Source organism: Nocardia rhizosphaerae (assembly GCF_042650365.1).
Classification (GTDB): Bacteria; Actinomycetota; Actinomycetes; order Mycobacteriales; family Mycobacteriaceae; genus Nocardia; species Nocardia rhizosphaerae.
This window is the reverse complement of sequence record NZ_JBHSBA010000003.1, coordinates 1,501,476-1,518,578: the sequence shown is the minus strand read 5'-3', so window position 1 is coordinate 1,518,578 and position 17,103 is coordinate 1,501,476. Positions and strand designations below refer to the sequence as shown.

The 17,103-nt window shown below is 70.3% G+C and carries 14 protein-coding genes; 6 read left to right on the top strand and 8 right to left on the bottom strand.

Features of this window, described 5'->3' with window-relative positions; genetic code table 11:
- Positions 1-17 precede the first annotated feature (17 nt).
- Positions 18-581, top strand: a complete 564-nt coding sequence (locus ACFOW8_RS08765; protein WP_378548070.1) for a TetR/AcrR family transcriptional regulator — start codon at positions 18-20, stop codon at positions 579-581.
- Positions 581-1,438, top strand: coding sequence for an MBL fold metallo-hydrolase (locus ACFOW8_RS08760; protein ID WP_378548067.1), 858 nt, complete (start codon positions 581-583; stop codon positions 1,436-1,438). The genes ACFOW8_RS08765 and ACFOW8_RS08760 overlap by 1 nt, the downstream gene beginning before the upstream one ends.
- A gap of 101 nt (positions 1,439-1,539) precedes the next feature.
- Here the strand turns inward: ACFOW8_RS08760 and glpD are convergent, their stop codons facing one another.
- Positions 1,540-3,324: a glycerol-3-phosphate dehydrogenase gene (glpD, locus tag ACFOW8_RS08755; RefSeq protein ID WP_378548064.1), complete on the bottom strand. Its 1,785-nt coding sequence runs from the start codon at positions 3,322-3,324 to the stop codon at positions 1,540-1,542.
- 234 nt (positions 3,325-3,558) lie between these two features.
- Here glpD and glpK point away from each other — a divergent pair, with 234 nt between their 5' ends.
- On the top strand, positions 3,559-5,055 hold the full coding sequence (glpK, locus tag ACFOW8_RS08750) for a glycerol kinase GlpK (protein WP_378548061.1): 1,497 nt from the start codon (positions 3,559-3,561) through the stop codon (positions 5,053-5,055).
- A 34-nt stretch (positions 5,056-5,089) separates the two neighbouring features.
- On the opposite strand, the gene ACFOW8_RS08745 is transcribed toward glpK, so the two are convergent.
- The 4 genes from ACFOW8_RS08745 to ACFOW8_RS08730 form a co-directional block, all read right to left on the bottom strand.
- Positions 5,090-6,265 carry an aminotransferase-like domain-containing protein gene (locus ACFOW8_RS08745; protein WP_378548058.1) on the bottom strand — a complete coding sequence of 392 codons (1,176 nt, stop codon included), beginning with the start codon at positions 6,263-6,265 and terminating at the stop codon, positions 5,090-5,092.
- A 91-nt stretch (positions 6,266-6,356) separates the two neighbouring features.
- The gene (locus ACFOW8_RS08740) at positions 6,357-7,673 is read right to left on the bottom strand and encodes a hypothetical protein (RefSeq protein ID WP_378548055.1); all 1,317 of its coding nucleotides are present in this window, start codon (positions 7,671-7,673) and stop codon (positions 6,357-6,359) included.
- A 69-nt stretch (positions 7,674-7,742) separates the two neighbouring features.
- On the bottom strand, positions 7,743-8,714 hold the full coding sequence (locus ACFOW8_RS08735) for a hypothetical protein (protein WP_378548052.1): 972 nt from the start codon (positions 8,712-8,714) through the stop codon (positions 7,743-7,745).
- Positions 8,715-8,996: 282 nt separating this feature from the next.
- Positions 8,997-10,397 carry an NAD(P)H-quinone dehydrogenase gene (locus ACFOW8_RS08730; RefSeq protein ID WP_378548050.1) on the bottom strand — a complete coding sequence of 467 codons (1,401 nt, stop codon included), beginning with the start codon at positions 10,395-10,397 and terminating at the stop codon, positions 8,997-8,999.
- Between the two features lie 258 nt (positions 10,398-10,655).
- On the opposite strand from ACFOW8_RS08730, the gene ACFOW8_RS08725 reads away from it, so the two are divergent.
- A complete protein-coding gene (locus ACFOW8_RS08725; protein WP_189030880.1) occupies positions 10,656-11,117 on the top strand; it encodes a gamma-glutamylcyclotransferase in 462 nt (153 codons plus the stop codon).
- A gap of 236 nt (positions 11,118-11,353) precedes the next feature.
- On the opposite strand, the gene ACFOW8_RS08720 is transcribed toward ACFOW8_RS08725, so the two are convergent.
- The 3 genes from ACFOW8_RS08720 to ACFOW8_RS08710 all read right to left on the bottom strand — a co-directional run bounded on the left by ACFOW8_RS08720 (position 11,354) and on the right by ACFOW8_RS08710 (position 14,605).
- Complete coding sequence (locus tag ACFOW8_RS08720) at positions 11,354-12,538, bottom strand: M20 family metallopeptidase (RefSeq protein ID WP_378548580.1); 1,185 nt, start codon at positions 12,536-12,538, stop codon at positions 11,354-11,356.
- 125 nt (positions 12,539-12,663) lie between these two features.
- Positions 12,664-13,866, bottom strand: a complete 1,203-nt coding sequence (locus tag ACFOW8_RS08715; RefSeq protein WP_378548046.1) for a M20 family metallopeptidase — start codon at positions 13,864-13,866, stop codon at positions 12,664-12,666.
- Positions 13,867-13,903: 37 nt separating this feature from the next.
- Positions 13,904-14,605, bottom strand: coding sequence for an enoyl-CoA hydratase-related protein (locus tag ACFOW8_RS08710; RefSeq protein ID WP_378548044.1), 702 nt, complete (start codon positions 14,603-14,605; stop codon positions 13,904-13,906).
- A 197-nt stretch (positions 14,606-14,802) separates the two neighbouring features.
- On the opposite strand from ACFOW8_RS08710, the gene ACFOW8_RS08705 reads away from it, so the two are divergent.
- Together ACFOW8_RS08705 and ACFOW8_RS08700 are read left to right on the top strand one after the other, a co-directional pair.
- Positions 14,803-15,582, top strand: coding sequence for a purine-nucleoside phosphorylase (locus ACFOW8_RS08705; protein ID WP_378548041.1), 780 nt, complete (start codon positions 14,803-14,805; stop codon positions 15,580-15,582).
- Positions 15,583-17,091, top strand: a complete 1,509-nt coding sequence (locus ACFOW8_RS08700; protein WP_378548038.1) for a phospho-sugar mutase — start codon at positions 15,583-15,585, stop codon at positions 17,089-17,091.
- Positions 17,092-17,103: the final 12 nt, after the last annotated feature.

Below are 17,103 nucleotides of genomic sequence, written 5' to 3'. Positions count from 1 at the left end.
CGAGCTACGCTCATGGAGTGACTCCACGCACGGACTCCCGGCAGCGCTTCCTCGACGCGGCCGTCGACCTGTTCCATACCAAGGGCTATCACGCCACCGGCATCAACCAGCTGGTCAGCGCTGGTGGCGCGCCCAAGGGATCCTTCTACTTCCATTTCCCCGGCGGCAAGGAACAGCTCGCCGCCGAGGCCGTCACCCAATCGGCCGACGCGCTGCGGGCGCTGCTGACGAGCGCACTCGAATCCGGCGATATCGACGGTGTCTTCGCCGCTCTCGGCGCCATGCTCACCGATTCGGATTTCCAGCGCGGCTGCCCCATCGCCACCATCGCCCTCGACGCCGGTGGCGACAGCGAACCGATCAGGGCCGCGTGCGCCACCGGGTTCGACTCCTGGCGCAGCGCCATCGAGGAATTCCTGCGCGCCAAGGGGATTCCCGACGCGCGCGCCGACCAGCTGGCCACCGTCGCACTGGCCGCGTTGGAAGGCGCCCTGCTGCTCGCCCGAACCAAGCACGATCTCACCCCCTTGCGGGCGGTCGCCGACCACCTGCGCACCACTCTCGAACAGGAGCTCTCCTGATGCGTATCCACCATCTCGACGGCGGCACCATGCGCCCCTTCGGCGGCCGCCTGCTCGACGGCGTCGGCGGTCTCACCCGACGGGCCGAAATGGTCTGCCACTGCGTCCTGATCGAACTCGACGACCGGCTGGTGCTCATCGAAACCGGCATCGGCGAAGGTTCCGTGCATCGCCCCGACGAATGGCTCGGTCGCCGCTTCATCAGGATGACTCGCCCCGTCCTCGACCTCGACGGCACCGTCGCCCGGCGGATCGAGGCGCTCGGCTACCGTCGCGAGGATGTCACCGATATCGTGCTCACCCACCTCGACCTGGACCACGCGGGCGGTCTGGCCGACTTCCCGCACGCGAAGGTCCACGTGTACGGCGAGGAACTACGCGCGCTCGAGGGCAAGTACGGCCCGCGTGAGAAATTCCGTTACCGGGCAGCGCAATTCGCGCACGGGCCGCTCTGGGAGAGCTACGACGAACTCGGTGAGCCCTGGTTCGGCTTCGGCGCGGTGCGCCAACTACGTGGCCTCCCACCGGAACTGCTGATCATCCCGCTGGCCGGCCACACCCGCGGCCACGCCGGGATCGCCATCGACACCGGTGACGGCTGGAAGTTCTCGGTCGGCGACGCCTATTTCCACCCGGGCCAGCTCGACCAGCCCCCGCACCAACCGCCCGGCGCCACCCTGTTCGAACGCCTCGTCCAAACCGTGCCCGCCGCCCGCATCGACAACCAGCAGCGCCTCCGCGAACTGATCAGCGACCACCGCGAAGAGGTCACCGTGTTCTGCGCGCACAACGCACTAGAATTGCGCACTCTACAAGGCATTATGCCTCCATCACCGAGCACGCAAGCACATAGGTGACTCACCGGGTACGGACTGACCCAACCCCATCCTGGTCTTGCCGCCGACCCAACCCACCACGCATGTAAGTCTGGCCGAAATACGCGGAGAGGCGGGCCGGCTCAGCGATCCTGCGGCACCGGCTCGAGCAACTGCGGTCGCGGTTCGGGCGCCGCGGCCCGCAGCGCGTCGGCGGAGATGTCGTCGGGCTGGGTCTGCGATTCGATCTCCGCGCGCACCCGCGCCTGATAGTTGCGCACCTCGCGGTCGATCTCGTCGGCATCCCAGCCGAGGACGGGCGCGACCAGGTGGGCCACCTGTTCGGCACAGTGCGCGCCCCGGTCGGCGTACTCGATGGAGATGCGGGTGCGCCGGGCCAGGATGTCGTCGAGGTGCAGCGCGCCCTCGGCGGCGGCGGCGTACACCGCCTCCACCTGCAGGTAGGCGGGGGCGTCGGTGATCGGTTGCAGCAGTTCGGGTTTGCCGTCGGCGAGGGAGAGCACCTCGTCGACCACCGAGCCGTACCGGTCGAGCAGGTGCGTCATCCGGTACGGGTGGATGCCGTAGTGCTCGGCCAGCTGCACGGTCTGGTTCACCAGCGCGAAGTAGCCGTCGGCGCCGAGCAGGGCCACCTTCTCGGTGATCGACGGCGACACCCTGGCCGGAATGTCGCGCGCCGCTTCGTCCATGGCGTCGGCGGCCATTACCCGGTAGGTGGTGTACTTGCCGCCGGCGATGCTGACCAGGCCGGGCGCCACCCTGGCCACCGCGTGCTCGCGTGAGAGCTTGGAGGTCTCGTCGCTCTCCCCGGCCAGCAGCGGGCGCAGCCCCGCGTAGACGCCGTCGATATCGGCGTGGGTCAGTGGGGTGACCAGCACCTGGTTCACCCGGTCGAGCAGATAGTCGATATCGGCCTTGGTGGCCGCGGGATGGGCAAGGTCCAGATTCCAGTCGGTGTCGGTGGTGCCGATGATCCAGTGCGCGCCCCACGGGATGACGAACAGCACCGAGGTGGCGGTGCGCAGGATGATCGCGGCATCGCTGACGATCCGGTCGCGCGGCACCACGATGTGCACACCCTTGGAGGCCCGCACATGGAATCGGCCACGCTGATGCGACAGGCTCTGCACGTCGTCGGTCCACACGCCGGTCGCGTTGATCACCACGTTGGCCCGCGCCTCGCCGGTGCGCCCGTCCTCGGTGTCGCGCAGCTTCACCCCGACCACCCGGTCGGCCTCCCGCAGCAGTCCGACGACCTGGGTGGAGGTGCGGATCACCGCACCGTAATGGGCGGCGGTGCGGGCCACGGTCATGGTGTGGCGGGCGTCGTCGACCACGGTGTCGTAGTAGGTGACGCCGCCGATCAACGAGTCCCTGCGCAGGCCGGGCGCCAGCCGCATGGCACCGTGCCTGGTCAGATGATGCTGCCCGGGAACCGATTTCGCGCCGCCCATGCTGTCGTAGAGGGTCAGGCCCGCGGCCACGTACGGCCGCTCCCAGAACCGGTGCGTCAGGGGGTAGAGGAAGCGCAGTGGCTTCACCAGGTGCGGAGCCAGCGTCGACAGCGCCAGCTCGCGCTCCTTGAGCGCCTCCCTGACCAGGCCGAACTCGAGCTGTTCGAGGTAGCGCAGACCACCGTGGAACATCTTCGACGACCGGCTCGAGGTGCCGGAGGCCAGATCGCGGGCCTCCACCAGCGCCACCGAGAGGCCGCGAGTGGCGGCATCGAGCGCGATACCGGCGCCGACCACGCCGCCACCGATCACGAGAACGTCGAACTGGTCCTTGCCGAGGCGCTCCCAGGCGGTGCGGCGCTGCTCCGGCCCGAGCTGACCGGGGCCGAGCCGGGAACCGCCCGCGACCAACTCCCCCGGGTGCAGGAAGGGAAACTCCGGTGACTGCGACATGCTGGACTCCTCACCGACCGGTGCAGCTGACCGTGGTTCGCCGACGCCGGTGCACATCCGGCGCCGCTGGGTACAGGCTAAACGTAGTACCTGCGCGGCGCGCGGGACGCTTGGCCACTGGCGTGGCCGCCGAAGTTTGCCCAGCACACCCAACCGGCGCCCGGTGGTTGGGTCCCGGCACCGAAGCGCTCGACTGTGGCATGTCGGATCGCCGCCCTTGGGTAGCCTGCTTGGATGCGTCGCTATGTGGCCGCCATCGATCAGGGCACGACTTCGAGTCGGTGCATCGTCTTCGACCGGCAGGGCCGGATCGTCGGGACCGCGCAACGGGAACACCGGCAGATCTTCCCGAAACCGGGCTGGGTCGAACATGATCCGATCCAGGTGTGGCGCAATACCGAGTGGGTGCTCGGCGCCGCGCTCGGCAACAGCGGCTGTTCGGCCGGTGATCTGGCCGCGATCGGCATCACCAATCAGCGCGAGACGACCGTCGTCTGGGATCGCGAGACCGGCGAGCCGGTGTACAACGCGATCGTCTGGCAGGACACCCGCACCGATCAGCTGTGCGCTGATCTCGGCGGCGACCAGGGGCCACAGCGCTACGCCGACCGCACCGGACTGCCGCTGTCGACCTACTTCGCCGGACCCAAGCTGCGCTGGATTCTCGACCAGGTCGCCGGGGTCCGCGCGCGGGCCGAGGCGGGCGACCTGTGCTTCGGCACCATGGATACCTGGGTGCTGTGGAAACTGACCGGCGAACACCTCACCGACGTCACCAACGCCTCGCGAACCATGCTGATGGATCTGCGGACACTGCGCTGGGATCCGCAGATCTGCGCCGAGTTCGGCATCCCGATGTCACTGCTGCCCAGCATCCGCAGTTCCTCGGAGGTCTACGCCGAGATCACCGCTGGGCCGTTCGCAGGCGCGCCGGTCGCCGGCATCCTCGGCGATCAGCAGGCGGCGACCTTCGGCCAGGCGTGCCTGTCGCCCGGCGAGGCCAAGAACACCTACGGCACCGGAAATTTCATGCTGCTCAACACCGGGACCACGCCGGTGTTCAGTAAGCACGGCCTGCTCACCACGGCCTGCTATCAGCTCGGTGACGCACCAGCGGTCTACGCGCTGGAGGGTTCCATCGCCGTCACCGGCTCGCTGGTGCAGTGGCTGCGCGACAATCTCGGCGTCATCGGCTCGGCCACCGAGGTCGAACCGCTGGCCCGCAGCGTCGACGACAACGGCGGCGCCTACTTCGTCCCCGCCTTCTCCGGGCTGTTCGCCCCGCGCTGGCGACCCGACGCGCGCGGCGTGATCGCCGGGCTGACCCGTTTCGTCACCAAGGCGCATCTGGCGAGGGCCGCGCTGGAATCCACCGCCTTCCAGACTCGCGAGGTGGTCGACGCCATGCGCGCCGACGCCGACGCCCAGCACCTCGACCTGGAACTGACCACCCTCAAGGTCGACGGCGGCATGACCGGCAACGACCTGCTCATGCAGTTCCAAGCCGATATCCTCGACGTCCCGGTCGTCCGCCCCGTCGTCCGCGAGACCACCGCACTCGGCGCCGCCTACGCGGCGGGCCTCGCCGTCGGGTACTGGTCCGGCCTCGACGACCTGCGCGCCAACTGGACCGCCGACCACACCTGGACCCCCACGATGCCCGAAGCCGACCGCACCCGCCGCTACGCCGAATGGAACAAGGCCGTGGAACGCACCTACGACTGGGTGTGAACCCCGCAGGGCCTACCGCCAACCGGGCAGCGCCTCAGCTCACCGCCGTCGCCAACCGGCGGATCGCCTCGGTCAGAGTGGCGGAGTCGGAGGTGGTGAAGCACAGGCGCATCGAATGGGTGTAGCCGTCGGAGACGGCGAAGGCGGAGCCGGGGACGTAGGCGACGCCGGCGTCGAGGGCCCGCGGGAGCAGGGTGGTGGTGTCGGTGCCGTCGGTGAAGTCGGCCCAGACGAACATGCCGCCGGTGGCGTCGGTGCACTCGACGCGGTCGCCGAAGGTGGTGCGCACGGCGTCGACCAGGGCGCCTGCGCGGGTGCCGTAGGCGGTGCGGACCGCATCGATATGGGCGGTGAGCCATTCGGTGTCGGCCAGCAGATCGGCGGCGACCTGGTGGGTGAGCGCGGAGCCGCACAGGTCGGCACCCTGCTTGAGCAGTTCGACCGCGCGGCAGACCCGGTCGGGGGCCACCATCCAGCCGACGCGCAGCGCCGGGGACAGGATCTTGGAGGCACTGGACAGCCGGATCACCTGGGACGAGTAGGTCGCGACCGGGTCCGGTGCCCGCTGGTCGAACCAGAGCTCGCCGTACGGATCGTCCTCGACCACCCAGAACCCGTACGCCTCGGCGAGTTCGGCGAGCCTGCGGCGCCGCTCGGGCGAGAGGGTGACGCCGCCGGGGTTGTGGAAGTTGGAAACGGTGTGCACCAGGGCCGGGCGCTCACCGGCGGCCAGCAGGTCGGCCAGCACGTCGACCCGCATCCCCTCGCGGTCGAGCGGCACGGCGACGATGCGCGCGCCGGCCGCCCGGAACACCTGCAGCGCACCGACATACGCGGGATCCTCGACGATCACCAACGCGCCGGGATCGAGCAGCACCTCGGCGAGCAGCGACAGTGCCTGCTGCGAACCGTGGGTGATGAACACCTCCTCGACCGGCACGGCGCGGCCGATCCGCGCGGTCTCCCTGGCCGCGAGCACCGCGCGCAGGGCGGGCCAGCCGGGCGACTCGGTGTACTGCAGCACCGCGGCATCGCGCAGCGCGGAATCCGCGGCGGTGGCGATGCGCTCGCGCGGCATCAGCGCGGCATCGGGCAATCCGCCCGCCAGACTGATGACATCGGCGCGCGCGGTGAGTTTGAGCAGGTCCCGGATCGCCGAGCTCCGCAGGCCGGCGAGCTTGTCCGCCAATGCTGGGGTGGTCGGCGACATGGGTACCTCCGGGGACAGCGGGAGCGGCAATCATCCTACGATTACACACCGTCCACCAGAATATGAAATTACAGTCTCAACTAATGAGACGTCACCGTGCGGTGATCGACTTGACCTGCCACTTCCCGTCGGTATTGGTGGTGACGATCTCCTGCTTGTACACGATCGCCGACCCGTCGGGATGCCATTCCCGCAGCTCGACGTCATAGATGCCGGTGCTGGTCTCCCGCATCCGCACGCAGTGCGTCGAGCCCTGCGGGATCAGGTCGTCGATCGCCTGCTGGATGGTCGCGGCCGGGGAGATGTTCTCCGCGTCGGGGGCAACGAACTCGCGCACCCCGGCGCCGGACCGCTCCACATAGAACGCGTACTGGAAACCGAGAATCGCCTTGGCACCCGAGGACGTGTCTCCGGGACCGTTGCCGACCGTGACCGCCTGTTCCGACATCGCCTTGCACTCGGTCGGCGAGGAGATCGACGGAACCGGCGCGGCGGTGACCCCGGGGTCGTCGCCACCGCCACGCTTGACCAGCGCGATCGTCAAGGTCAGGACGACGACCAGCAGCACCGCCGCTGCGGCACCGCCGAGAATCCAGTGCAGTCTGCTGCGATCGGGTTCCCTGGGCGACTCGCTGGTCGGCGCGATCGGGTTCTTCGGCGCGAGCCTGCGGGCGATGGGGTCGTCGGCCCAGGACAGACTCTCCTCGCCGGGCGGCTTCGGCACCGCACCGCCCTCGTCGGTACTGTTCCACCAGGCCCGGTCCTCGCCCTTGGCCTCCGCGCGCTCCGGTGCCTGCTGACGCACGAGTTCCGGCGCCGACATGCGCTCGGTCTCCGGCGACGGCTCGGCCGCGGACGCCTGCGCGCGTGGCCCCGGCTTCTCCCGCCGCATCACCTCGGTGGGCTCCCGGCCGGAAGCCACCGGCACCGCGTCACCGAACGGCGAGGCGTTCCTGCGCTCGCCGGTGAACCGGACGGTCTGATCCTCCGACGGCGCGCCGATCCGTGGATCGGGCGCGCCGAACGGCGAGCCGTCTCCGGTGGCGGGCGGCGGCATCGGCGGTGGGGGCGTGGCGACGGCGTCGCCGAAGACCGAGGTCGGCGCGGACGGCTGAACCGGCCCGCGCGGCGGCATGGTGGGCGGCCCCGGCGGCGGTACGGGCGGAGTCGCGGCAACGGGCGCGCCGAAGGGACCGGACGCGTCCGATGGACTCGGCGCGGCGGGGCCGGGCGCGGCCGGGCGCCAGCCCATCTCCGGCAGGGCACCCGGCGGGCTGGGCGGCGGCGCCGCCAGCGGTCCACCGAAGCCGGCATCGTCGACCGGCGGTCCGAAATCGCCTACGGGGGGACCGAATTCGGACGCGGCCCGGTGCTCGCCGCGCTCGTTGTCGTCACCGTCGGTGCCCATGCCAACCCTTTCCCTCAGACACACGTGTGGGGCGGCCGTTCCCGGCCGCCCCACACGACGTACTGCGTGTCAGTACTGGAGCGAGCCACCCCACTGCGCGGTCACGCCCGCGACGTTCGCGGTCTGAAGCAGCTCCCCCGGCACCGGCAGTGTAGCTTTCGCCGCCGCTTCCATCGCGGCCACGCCGCCCGGCTGCGCCTTGATCCAGTTCTCGACCGCCGCCTTGGCCAGATTGGCCTGGGTGGTGTCGAGCACGGTGACCGTGGTGTTGTCGGGACGGCCGTCGCCACCGTTGTAGGTGGTGACCTTCACCGAGTTCTCGCCGATGTACTCCACCGAGACACCGGCGTCACCGAAACCACCCGGCGTGCGGTAGCCGATGGTGCCGACGTAGCCAGAGGCGTTGTTGTAGTGGTGGGTGTTCACCACACCGGGCAGCACGCCGCCGCCGTCGACGGAGACACCGATCTCCTGGTGCGGGCCCTCCATCTCGACGATGGGCGCGGCCGGGGCGTCGGCGAAGTGCGGCGCCTCCCAGGTCGGGGTCTGGACGAGCTGGTCGGGGCCTCCTTCCTCGACGCCCTCGTCGGACGGCGCGCTCGGCTGGGCCTGCGCGGGTCGGCCCTGCGACTGGGTGCCGGGGGTCTGCTCCTGCTGACCGGGGGTGGTCTCCGACTCGCCGGGAGTGGTCTCCTCGTCCGGCTCCGCGTCCTCATCGGGCTGCACGGCCGACTGCGCCTCGCCGTCCTGGCCCGACTGGCCGGGGACCGGCAGCGGAGCGACACGCGGGGTGGTGACACCCGGCTGGCTCGGCGTCGGCCGGACCGGCGTCGACTCGCCGGGGGCCGGAGTGGTGACGCCCGGCTGCGCGGGGGTCGGCGTGGTCTCGCCCGGTTCGGCGTTCTCCGGCGTCGCCTGTGCCGGCGACTCCGGCGCCTCGGTCTCGTTGGTGCCCGGCTGCGCGGGAGCGGGTGTGGCAGGCGTCGTCGGCGTCTGATCACCGGGAACCGCGCCCGCGGGAGCCGCGAGGAGAGTTGCCACTGCGGCCGCCGCCGCCAGGGGCAACGACGTGCTTGCCATCGCTCGCTGCGCCCGACTCGGCTTACGATGCTTCACTTTTCGCAATCCCTTTCCCGGAGGGAATCCCCCATTACTCCACCACGCGACCATGACCGATCGCGCCTCGGCCGTGAGTCAACCATATGAGCGCGAGACAGGCAACGCAGCAGTAGGTTTCGCGGACCCTGTCGACGACCCTTGCCGAACAAGACAATTCGAAACCCACACCCGCCGTGACGCACCTCACAGTCACGCGGGTCGGGCTCAGTCCAGATCGTCGTGGCGCATCAGCAAACGACCGGCTTCGGTGACCGAACCGGTCAGCGACGGGTACACCGAGAACGTCTGCGCCAGGTCGGTGACGGTGAGGTTGTTCTGCACCGCCAGCGCGATCGGCAGGATCAGCTCGGAGGCGATCGGTGCCACCACGACACCGCCGATCACCACGCCGGTGGCGGGGCGGCAGAAGATCTTCACGAAACCACGACGCAGGCCCGACATCTTCGCGCGCGGATTGGTGTTCAGCGGCAGCATCACCGTGCGCGCGGGCACCTCACCGTTGTCGATGGCGGTCTGGCTCACCCCGACCGTCGCGATCTCCGGGCGGGTGAACACCGCAGAGGCCACCGTCTTCAACCGGATCGGGCTCACGCCCTCGCCGAGCGCGTGGTACATGGCGATCCGGCCCTGCATCGCGGCCACCGAGGCCAGTGGGAGCAGACCGGTGCAGTCGCCGGCGGCGTAGATGCCTGGCACCGCCGTGCGCGAGACGCGGTCGACGCGCAGGTAACCACCGCGGTCGAGTTCGATGCCCACCTTGTCCAGGCCGAGGTTCTTGGTGTTCGGGGTGGACCCGACGGTCATCAGCGCGTGCGAACCGGAGACGGTGCGACCATCCGACAGCTTCACCACGATGCCGTCGGCGGTGCGCTCCACCGCGTCGGCCCGAGCGTGCTTGACCAGTTCCACCCCGCGCTCGGCCAGCGCCTCCTCCAGCACCAGCGCGGCATCGGCGTCCTCGCCGGGCAGCACCCGGTCGCGACTGGAGACCAGCTTCACCCGGACACCCATCTCGGTGTACGCGGAGACGAACTCGGCACCGGTGACACCGGAACCGACCACTACCAGCGTCTCGGGCAGCTCGGCCAGGTCGTAGAGCTGACGCCAGTTCAGGATGCGCTCACCGTCGGGCTCGGCACCCGGCAGCACCCGCGGGCTGGCACCGGTGGCGATCAGCACGACCTCGGCCTCGAACTCCTCGGTGCTGCCGTCGGCCAGCGTGGCCCGCACCCGGTGCGCCAAACCGGCGGCAGGCCCGACCAATTCGCCCTGGCCCGCGAGTAGCCGCACACCCGCGGCCTGCAGTTTGGCCCTGATGTCGGAGGACTGGGCAAGGGCGAGGGCCTTCACGCGGCCATTCACCTCGGGCAGGTGCACCTGGGCCTGGCTGGCGTCGAGGGTGATGCCGAGATCGCGGGCTCGGCGCAGATCGGTGCGCAACCCGGTCGAGGCGATGAAGGTCTTGGACGGCACGCAATCCCACAGCACACACGCGCCGCCGATGCCGTCGGCGTCGACCAGGGTCACCGAGGCCCCGTGCTGGGCGGCCACCAGTGCCGCCTCGTATCCCGCCGGTCCGCCACCGATGATCGCAATCCGTGCCACAGCCACACTCCTGTGTTGTTCGGCGGCGCGGGCGCCGCGGGTCGCGGCCCCCTTTTCGGGGCGCGAAGGCTCGTCGGGGCTCGCCCTTGTGAGACTCACCCTGGGTGTCGATGTTCATCATTTCAGGTGAGCTGTGACGGCATCGCGTCGGATCGGTGAACAAGTTCGCCCGTGTTCGACCGCGCCACGACTGTGACCGTCAGCCGATCTGGGTGGGAGACGGGAACTCCGCACCTGTTATTGGCTACAGTTCCTCAGGTGCCGATCTATGCCGCTTACGGGTCCAACATGGACTCGACGCAGATGCTGGAACGCTGCCCGCATTCGCCCATGTCCGGGACCGGGTGGCTGGAAGGTTGGCGCCTGACCTTCGCCGGTGACGACATCGGCTGGGAAGGGCCGTTGGCCACCGTCGTCGAGGATCCGGGCTCCCGGGTGTTCGTCGTGCTCTACGACGTCTCCCCCGAAGACGAGGAACGCCTCGACCGCTGGGAGGGTTCGGACTTCGGCATCCACAAGAAGATCCGGCTCAGGGTCACCGGTACCCAGGGCGAATCCCGGCTGGCATGGCTCTATGTTCTCGACGCCTACGAAGGCGGGCTGCCCTCGGCGCGGTATATCGGCGTGATCGCCGACGCTGCCGAAAAGGCGGGCGCGCCAGAGGACTACGTCCACGCCCTGCGCACCCGCAACAGCAAGAACGTCGGGCCAGGAGCCTGAGCTCGTCCGCATCCCCGCGCCTTGTGGCCGGACTCCGGCCACCGCCGTAGCGGTGGGCCGAATCGGGCAATCCGGCGGCGCCCGTCAGAAGGCTGACTCGCGCGCGTCGTTTGCACGATCAGGCCAGTTGTGGATGAGCCGGAGCCCGGCGCGGACCGCCGAGCGGGCAGCGTCGGGCCCGGGATCGGCAGGCCCGGAGATCGCCGAACGCCCGGACCTGGCCGCGCCGCGGCGAGCTACTTGCCTTCTCCCGGCGCCGGCGCCTGGAGGATGAGGTTGGTCAGGGTGCGAACGCCGACAGCCAGTGCTCTTTCGTCGATGTCGAAAGTCGGCTGGTGGAGGTCGAGCTGGTCGCCCGTGCCCGACCAGACGCCGAGGCGGCCCATCGCGCCCGGCGCTTCTTCCAGGTACCAGGAGAAGTCCTCGCCGCCGCCGGATTGCGGGGTGTCGGCCAGCGCGTCGGGGCCGAGGGCGAGGACCGCGTTCTCGAACATCAGGGCCGAGGTCGGGTCGTTGACCACCGGTGGCACGCCGCGCTTGTAGTTGAGCTGGTAGCGCACCCCGGTGGGGGCGAGCAGGCTGTCGACGATCTCGCGGACCAGCGGCTCGAGCAGCAGCCAGGTGGCGTGGTCGCCGGTGCGGACGGTGCCGGTGAGCATGCCGGTCTGCGGGATCGCGTTGGGCGCCTTGCCCGCGCTCACCGCGCCCCACACCATGACAGTGCTGGTACGCGGGTCGACGCGGCGGCTGAGCAAGCCGGGCAGCCCGGTGATCACGGTGCCGATCGCATAGACCAGGTCGCTGGTCAGGTGCGGGCGGGAGGTGTGCCCGCCGGGCGAGTCTAGAACCAGTTCGACGGTGTCGGCCGCCGAGGTGATCGCCCCGGTGCGCATACCGACCTTGCCGACCTCGAGCCGCGGATCGCAGTGCAGCGCGAAGATCCGGTCGACGCCACGCATGGCACCGGCCGCGACGACGTCGAGCGCGCCGCCCGGCATCACCTCCTCGGCGGGCTGGAACACCAGCCGCACCCCGACCGGCAGCCGGTCCTCGGCCTCGGCGAGTGCCAGCGCGGTACCGAGCAGAACGGTGGTGTGCGCGTCGTGACCGCAGGCGTGCGACACGCCCGGCACGGTGGACGCGAAGCTCAGGCCGGTGAACTCCTGCATCGGCAGTGCGTCCATGTCGGCGCGCAGCGCGATCCGCGGCCCGTCGGAGGGCCCGAGATCACAGATCAGGCCGGTGCCACCGGGCAGCACCTCCCAGCTCAGACCCGCTTTGGTGAGCCAGCCCGACACGAACTCGGTGGTGGCGAACTCCGCGCGCGACAGCTCCGGGTTTGCGTGGATGTGCCTGCGCCACTGCACCAGGTCGGCGGTGTGCTCGGCGAGCCACGCGTCGACGATCTCCGCTCCAGACATCTCGATTCGCTCGGCGTCCGGCATGGTCGGACATACCGCGTTCTCGCGCATCATCGCGTGGACGTCCACGTCCATCGATAGCGGCTCGGCGCCTGCGCGCGCGGTGTCCGAATAGCCGGAAATGCTCACCGAATGTCCTCCTGTCGTTCGACCAGCCGTTGCAACAACCTGTCCCTGTGTACTTCATCGCGTGCTACCGCGACAGCGGTACGCGCCAACGCGACAGCGCCGTCGAGTACCGCCCGATCGGCCGAGGCGTTCACCGCGGCGGCGGCGAAATCCGGCTGATGGGTCACCGCGCCGCCGGCGTCGATGCCGATGACCGGGTGGATACCAGGGATGACGTTGGTGACGTTGCCCATGTCGGTACTTCCGAGCGGTCGCAGTACCTCGAGCTCGGATGCGATCGGCACCCTGCCGAGTCCGGTGATCTGCGTGCGGTAGGCAGCGATGAGTTCCGGATCGGGCGTGAGCTCGGTATAGGTGGGCGCGAGCGTCCGTATGTCGTGCGTGCAGCCGGCCGCAAGGGCACCCGCTTCGAAGCACGCCTTCGCTCGGCGCATCAGGTCGTCGAGTGACGCGGAGTCGGCCGCGCGCAGGTAGTACAGCAGTTCCGCCCGCCCTGGCACGATATTGGGGGCTACGCCGCCGTCGGACACTATACCGTGCAGCTGTTGACCAGGCCGCAGATGCTGGCGCAACAGACCGACGGCGACCTGGGTGACCGTCACCGCGTCGCCCGCGTTGCGGCCGAGTTCCGGTGCCGCGCTGGCGTGCGCTTCGCGGCCGTGATAGGTAACGGCCAGGTCGGCCAGCGCGAGCGAGCGCGCGGCGACGATATCGGCCGGGCCTGGATGCACCATCATCGCCATCGCGATGTCGTCGAAGGCACCCGCCTCGAGCATGAGCACCTTGCCGCCGCCGCTCTCCTCGGCGGGCGTGCCGAGCACCACCACGGTGAGGCCGAGCTGATCGGCCACCTCGGCGAGACCGATGGCCGCGCCCACCGTTGACGCGGCGATGATGTTGTGCCCGCAGGCGTGCCCGATCTCGGGCAGCGCGTCGTACTCGGCGCAGAGACCGACGGTCAGCGGGCCGCTGCCGTAGACGGCACGGAAGGCGGTGGGCAGCCCCGCGACCCCCGAGGTGATCGCGAAACCACGCTCGGCCAGCGGCGCGAGGATCTTGGCGACGCTACGCGTCTCGGCGAAGGCGAGTTCGGGTTCGGCGTGGATCGCGTGCGAGAGCCCGACCAGCTCCGCCGCCGCCGCGCTGATCGCGGTGTCGGCGGCGGTGGCCGGGAATTCGCCGGTGCGCGAGAGTGCCATACCCCCCAGTCTCGCATCAGGGGACGACTCCGGCGCGTCAGCTACCGAACGGCAGGTTCTCCGGGGTGACCGGGGTGGCCAGCGCCGCGAGGGTCTCGGCGTGTAGCGCGGACTTGATGATCGGGGTGATCGGCTTGCGCAGGCTGGTGAGCGCGGCCGCGCGGGCGACGGCGGCAGGCAGCAGCTCCTCGGCGTCGGCCTTGGCGTCGACGATGCCTGCGGCGATCGCCTCGTCGGCGGCGAACCGGTGCCCGGTGGTCATGGCCTGCACGCACACCTGGTTGGCGAGACGGCCCTTCAGCAGCGCGTTCATGCCGATGGTGAACGGCATGCCGAGGTGCACCTCCGGCAGCGACCAGAAGCCGCGGTCGCCGCGCATCACACGGAAGTCGTGCGCGGTCGCCAGCATCGCGCCTGCGCCGAACGCGTGCCCGTTGACGGCGGCGACGGTGGGCATCGGGAAGGTCAGCAGCCGCGTGTAGAGGGTATGCACCCGGTCCAGGTAGCCGTGGATCTTGTCCAGGTTGCCGAACACCCAGTCGGTGTCGAGACCGTTGCTGTAGAACTTGCCCGTCGCCGTGGTGACCAGCGCGGCGGCACCCTCGGACGCCTCGACCTCGTCCAGGGCGGCGTGGAAGGCATCGATCCAGTCGGGCGAGAAACGGTTCTCGTTGTCGGTCTGCCCCTCGTTACCCAGGTACAGCACGAACACGTCACCGGAGCGCTCCAAATACGGCATGCGAAGAGAGTAAACCGCAGCTCCACACCCCCTACCGACGGGTACACCCCACCGTGCCGTCGAGATCGCCAGGCGATTACGGGAGCTGGAGGGGAAAACGGCGCCGCCGTCGCCTGCTGATCACCTGGCAGGCCGCGACCGCGGTGATCTGGTCGGTGGGGCGCCGAGGGGGCGGGGACACCTCTAGACTGCGTGCCATGCTTGCCGAACAGGCCGCTGAGGCGATCGCCGAACGTACGGGAGTGCCGCGTCACCGCGTGGCCGTGGTGCTGGGATCGGGGTGGCAGCAGGCAGCGTCCGAGATCGGCGCGCCGCACGCGTCGATCGCCATGCCGGAGCTACCGGGCTTCGGCAAGCCGAGCGCCCAGGGCCACGGCGGGATGATCCACTCGGTGCCGGTGGGCGAGAGCCACGCGCTGCTGCTGATGGGCCGCCAGCACCTGTACGAGGGCTATACACCGCAGCAGGTGGTGCACCCGGTGACGGCGGCGATCGCGGCGGGCGCCGAGATCGTGCTGCTCACCAATGCCGCGGGCGGCATCAGGCCGGGACTGCGGGTGGGTGAGCCGGTGTTGATCGCCGATCACCTCAACCTCACCGCGCGTACCCCGCTGGAGGGCGCCCGGTTCGTCGATCTGGTCGACGCCTGGGATCCGGCGTTGCGGGCCGTCGCCAAGGAACTCGATCCGAGCCTGACCGAGGGCGTCTACGCGGGCCTCACCGGCCCGCAGTACGAGACGCCGGCCGAGATCCGCATGCTGGCGACCGTCGGCGCCGACCTGGTCGGCATGTCGACGGTGCTCGAGGCGATCGAGGCGCGCTCGCGGGGCGCACGGGTGCTCGGCATCTCGCTGGTCACCAATCTGGCGGCGGGCGTCACCGGGCAGCATCTGTCGCACGCGGAGGTGCTCGCCGAGGGGCAGGCCGCCGCGCCCCGGCTCGGCAAGCTGCTGCGCGGCATCCTGGAGCGCGTGTAGATGCTGCGCTTCGGAACCGCGGGCCTGCGCGGGCCGCTGCGCGATGGCCCGGACGGGATGAACGTGACCACGGTGTCACGCGCTGGCGCCGGTGTGGCGGCCTGGCTGCGCGAGCGGTGTCTCGGTGGCGGCGCGGTCGTGGTCGGGCGCGACGCCAGGCACGGTTCCGCCGAGTTCGCCACGGCCACCGCCGAGATCTTCGCCGCGGCGGGCTTCCCGGTGACGCTGCTGCCCGAGCCGGTGCCGACGCCGGTGGTGGCGTTCGCGGTCAAACGTCTCGGCGCGGTGGCGGGGGTGCAGATCACGGCCTCGCACAATCCGCCGACCGACAACGGGTACAAGGTGTACCTCGACGGCGGTTCCCAGCTGATCGCACCCGCCGACGCCGAGATCGAGAAGTGCATCGAAGCCGTCGCCGAACCCGTCGCGCGCCAGGCTGTGTCGCCGTCGGGCGGCGAACTCGTCGAGCAGTACGTGGGCAGGGTGGCGCAGCTGCCGGGAGTCCTCGGCGGTCCGGGCGAGCGGGCCGCGGTGCGGATCGCGCTGACTCCGCTGCACGGGGTGGGCGGCGAACTGGCCGTGCGGGCGCTGGCCGCGGCGGGCTGCACCGATGTGCACGTGGTCGAGGAGCAGTTCGCCCCCGATCCCGACTTCCCCACGGTCGCCTTCCCCAATCCGGAGGAGCCGGGCGCGACCGATCTGCTGCTGGCACTGGCCGATCGGGTGGACGCGGACGTGGCGATCGCGCTCGACCCCGACGCCGACCGGTGCGCTGTCGGAGTTCCCGGCCCGGACGGCTGGCGGATGCTGCGCGGCGACGAGACCGGGGCGCTGCTGGCCGACTATGTCCTGCGCACCGCTCCCGCCGACCCACTGGTGGCCACCACCATCGTCTCGTCGCGGCTGCTCGCGAAGCTCGCCGCGGCGCGTTCGGCCCGCTACGCCGAGACACTGACCGGTTTCAAATGGCTGGCCAGGGCGGGCGAGGGGCTGGTCTACGCCTACGAGGAAGCCATCGGGCACTGTGTCGACCCGGCCACGGTGCGGGACAAGGACGGCATCTCCGCCGCGGTCGCGGCCTGCGACCTGGTGGCCCTGCTGAAGGCTCGACATCGCACCCTGCTCGACGAGTTGGATTCCTACGCGATCGAATTCGGCCTGCACGCGGGCGACCAGGTTTCGCTTCGCCTGCCCGACCAGGCCGCCGCCGTCGCGCTCGCCGCGACACTGCGCGCGCGTCCGCCCGCCGAGATCGCGCGCACCGCGGTGAAATTCACCGACCAGGCGCTGGTCCGCGGACGGATGCGGACCGACGCGCTGATCTTCGAGGCCGACGATTTCCGAATCGTGATCCGGCCTTCGGGCACCGAACCGAAACTCAAGTGCTACCTGGAGGTCTTCGCCCCGGTCACCGATGCGGCCGGGCTGCGGGCAGCCCGCACCGCGGCCACCGAACGCCTCGCCGAACTCGCTGCCTATTGCCGATCGCTCGGCTCCGGGCCGCGGTGATGGATCGCGACT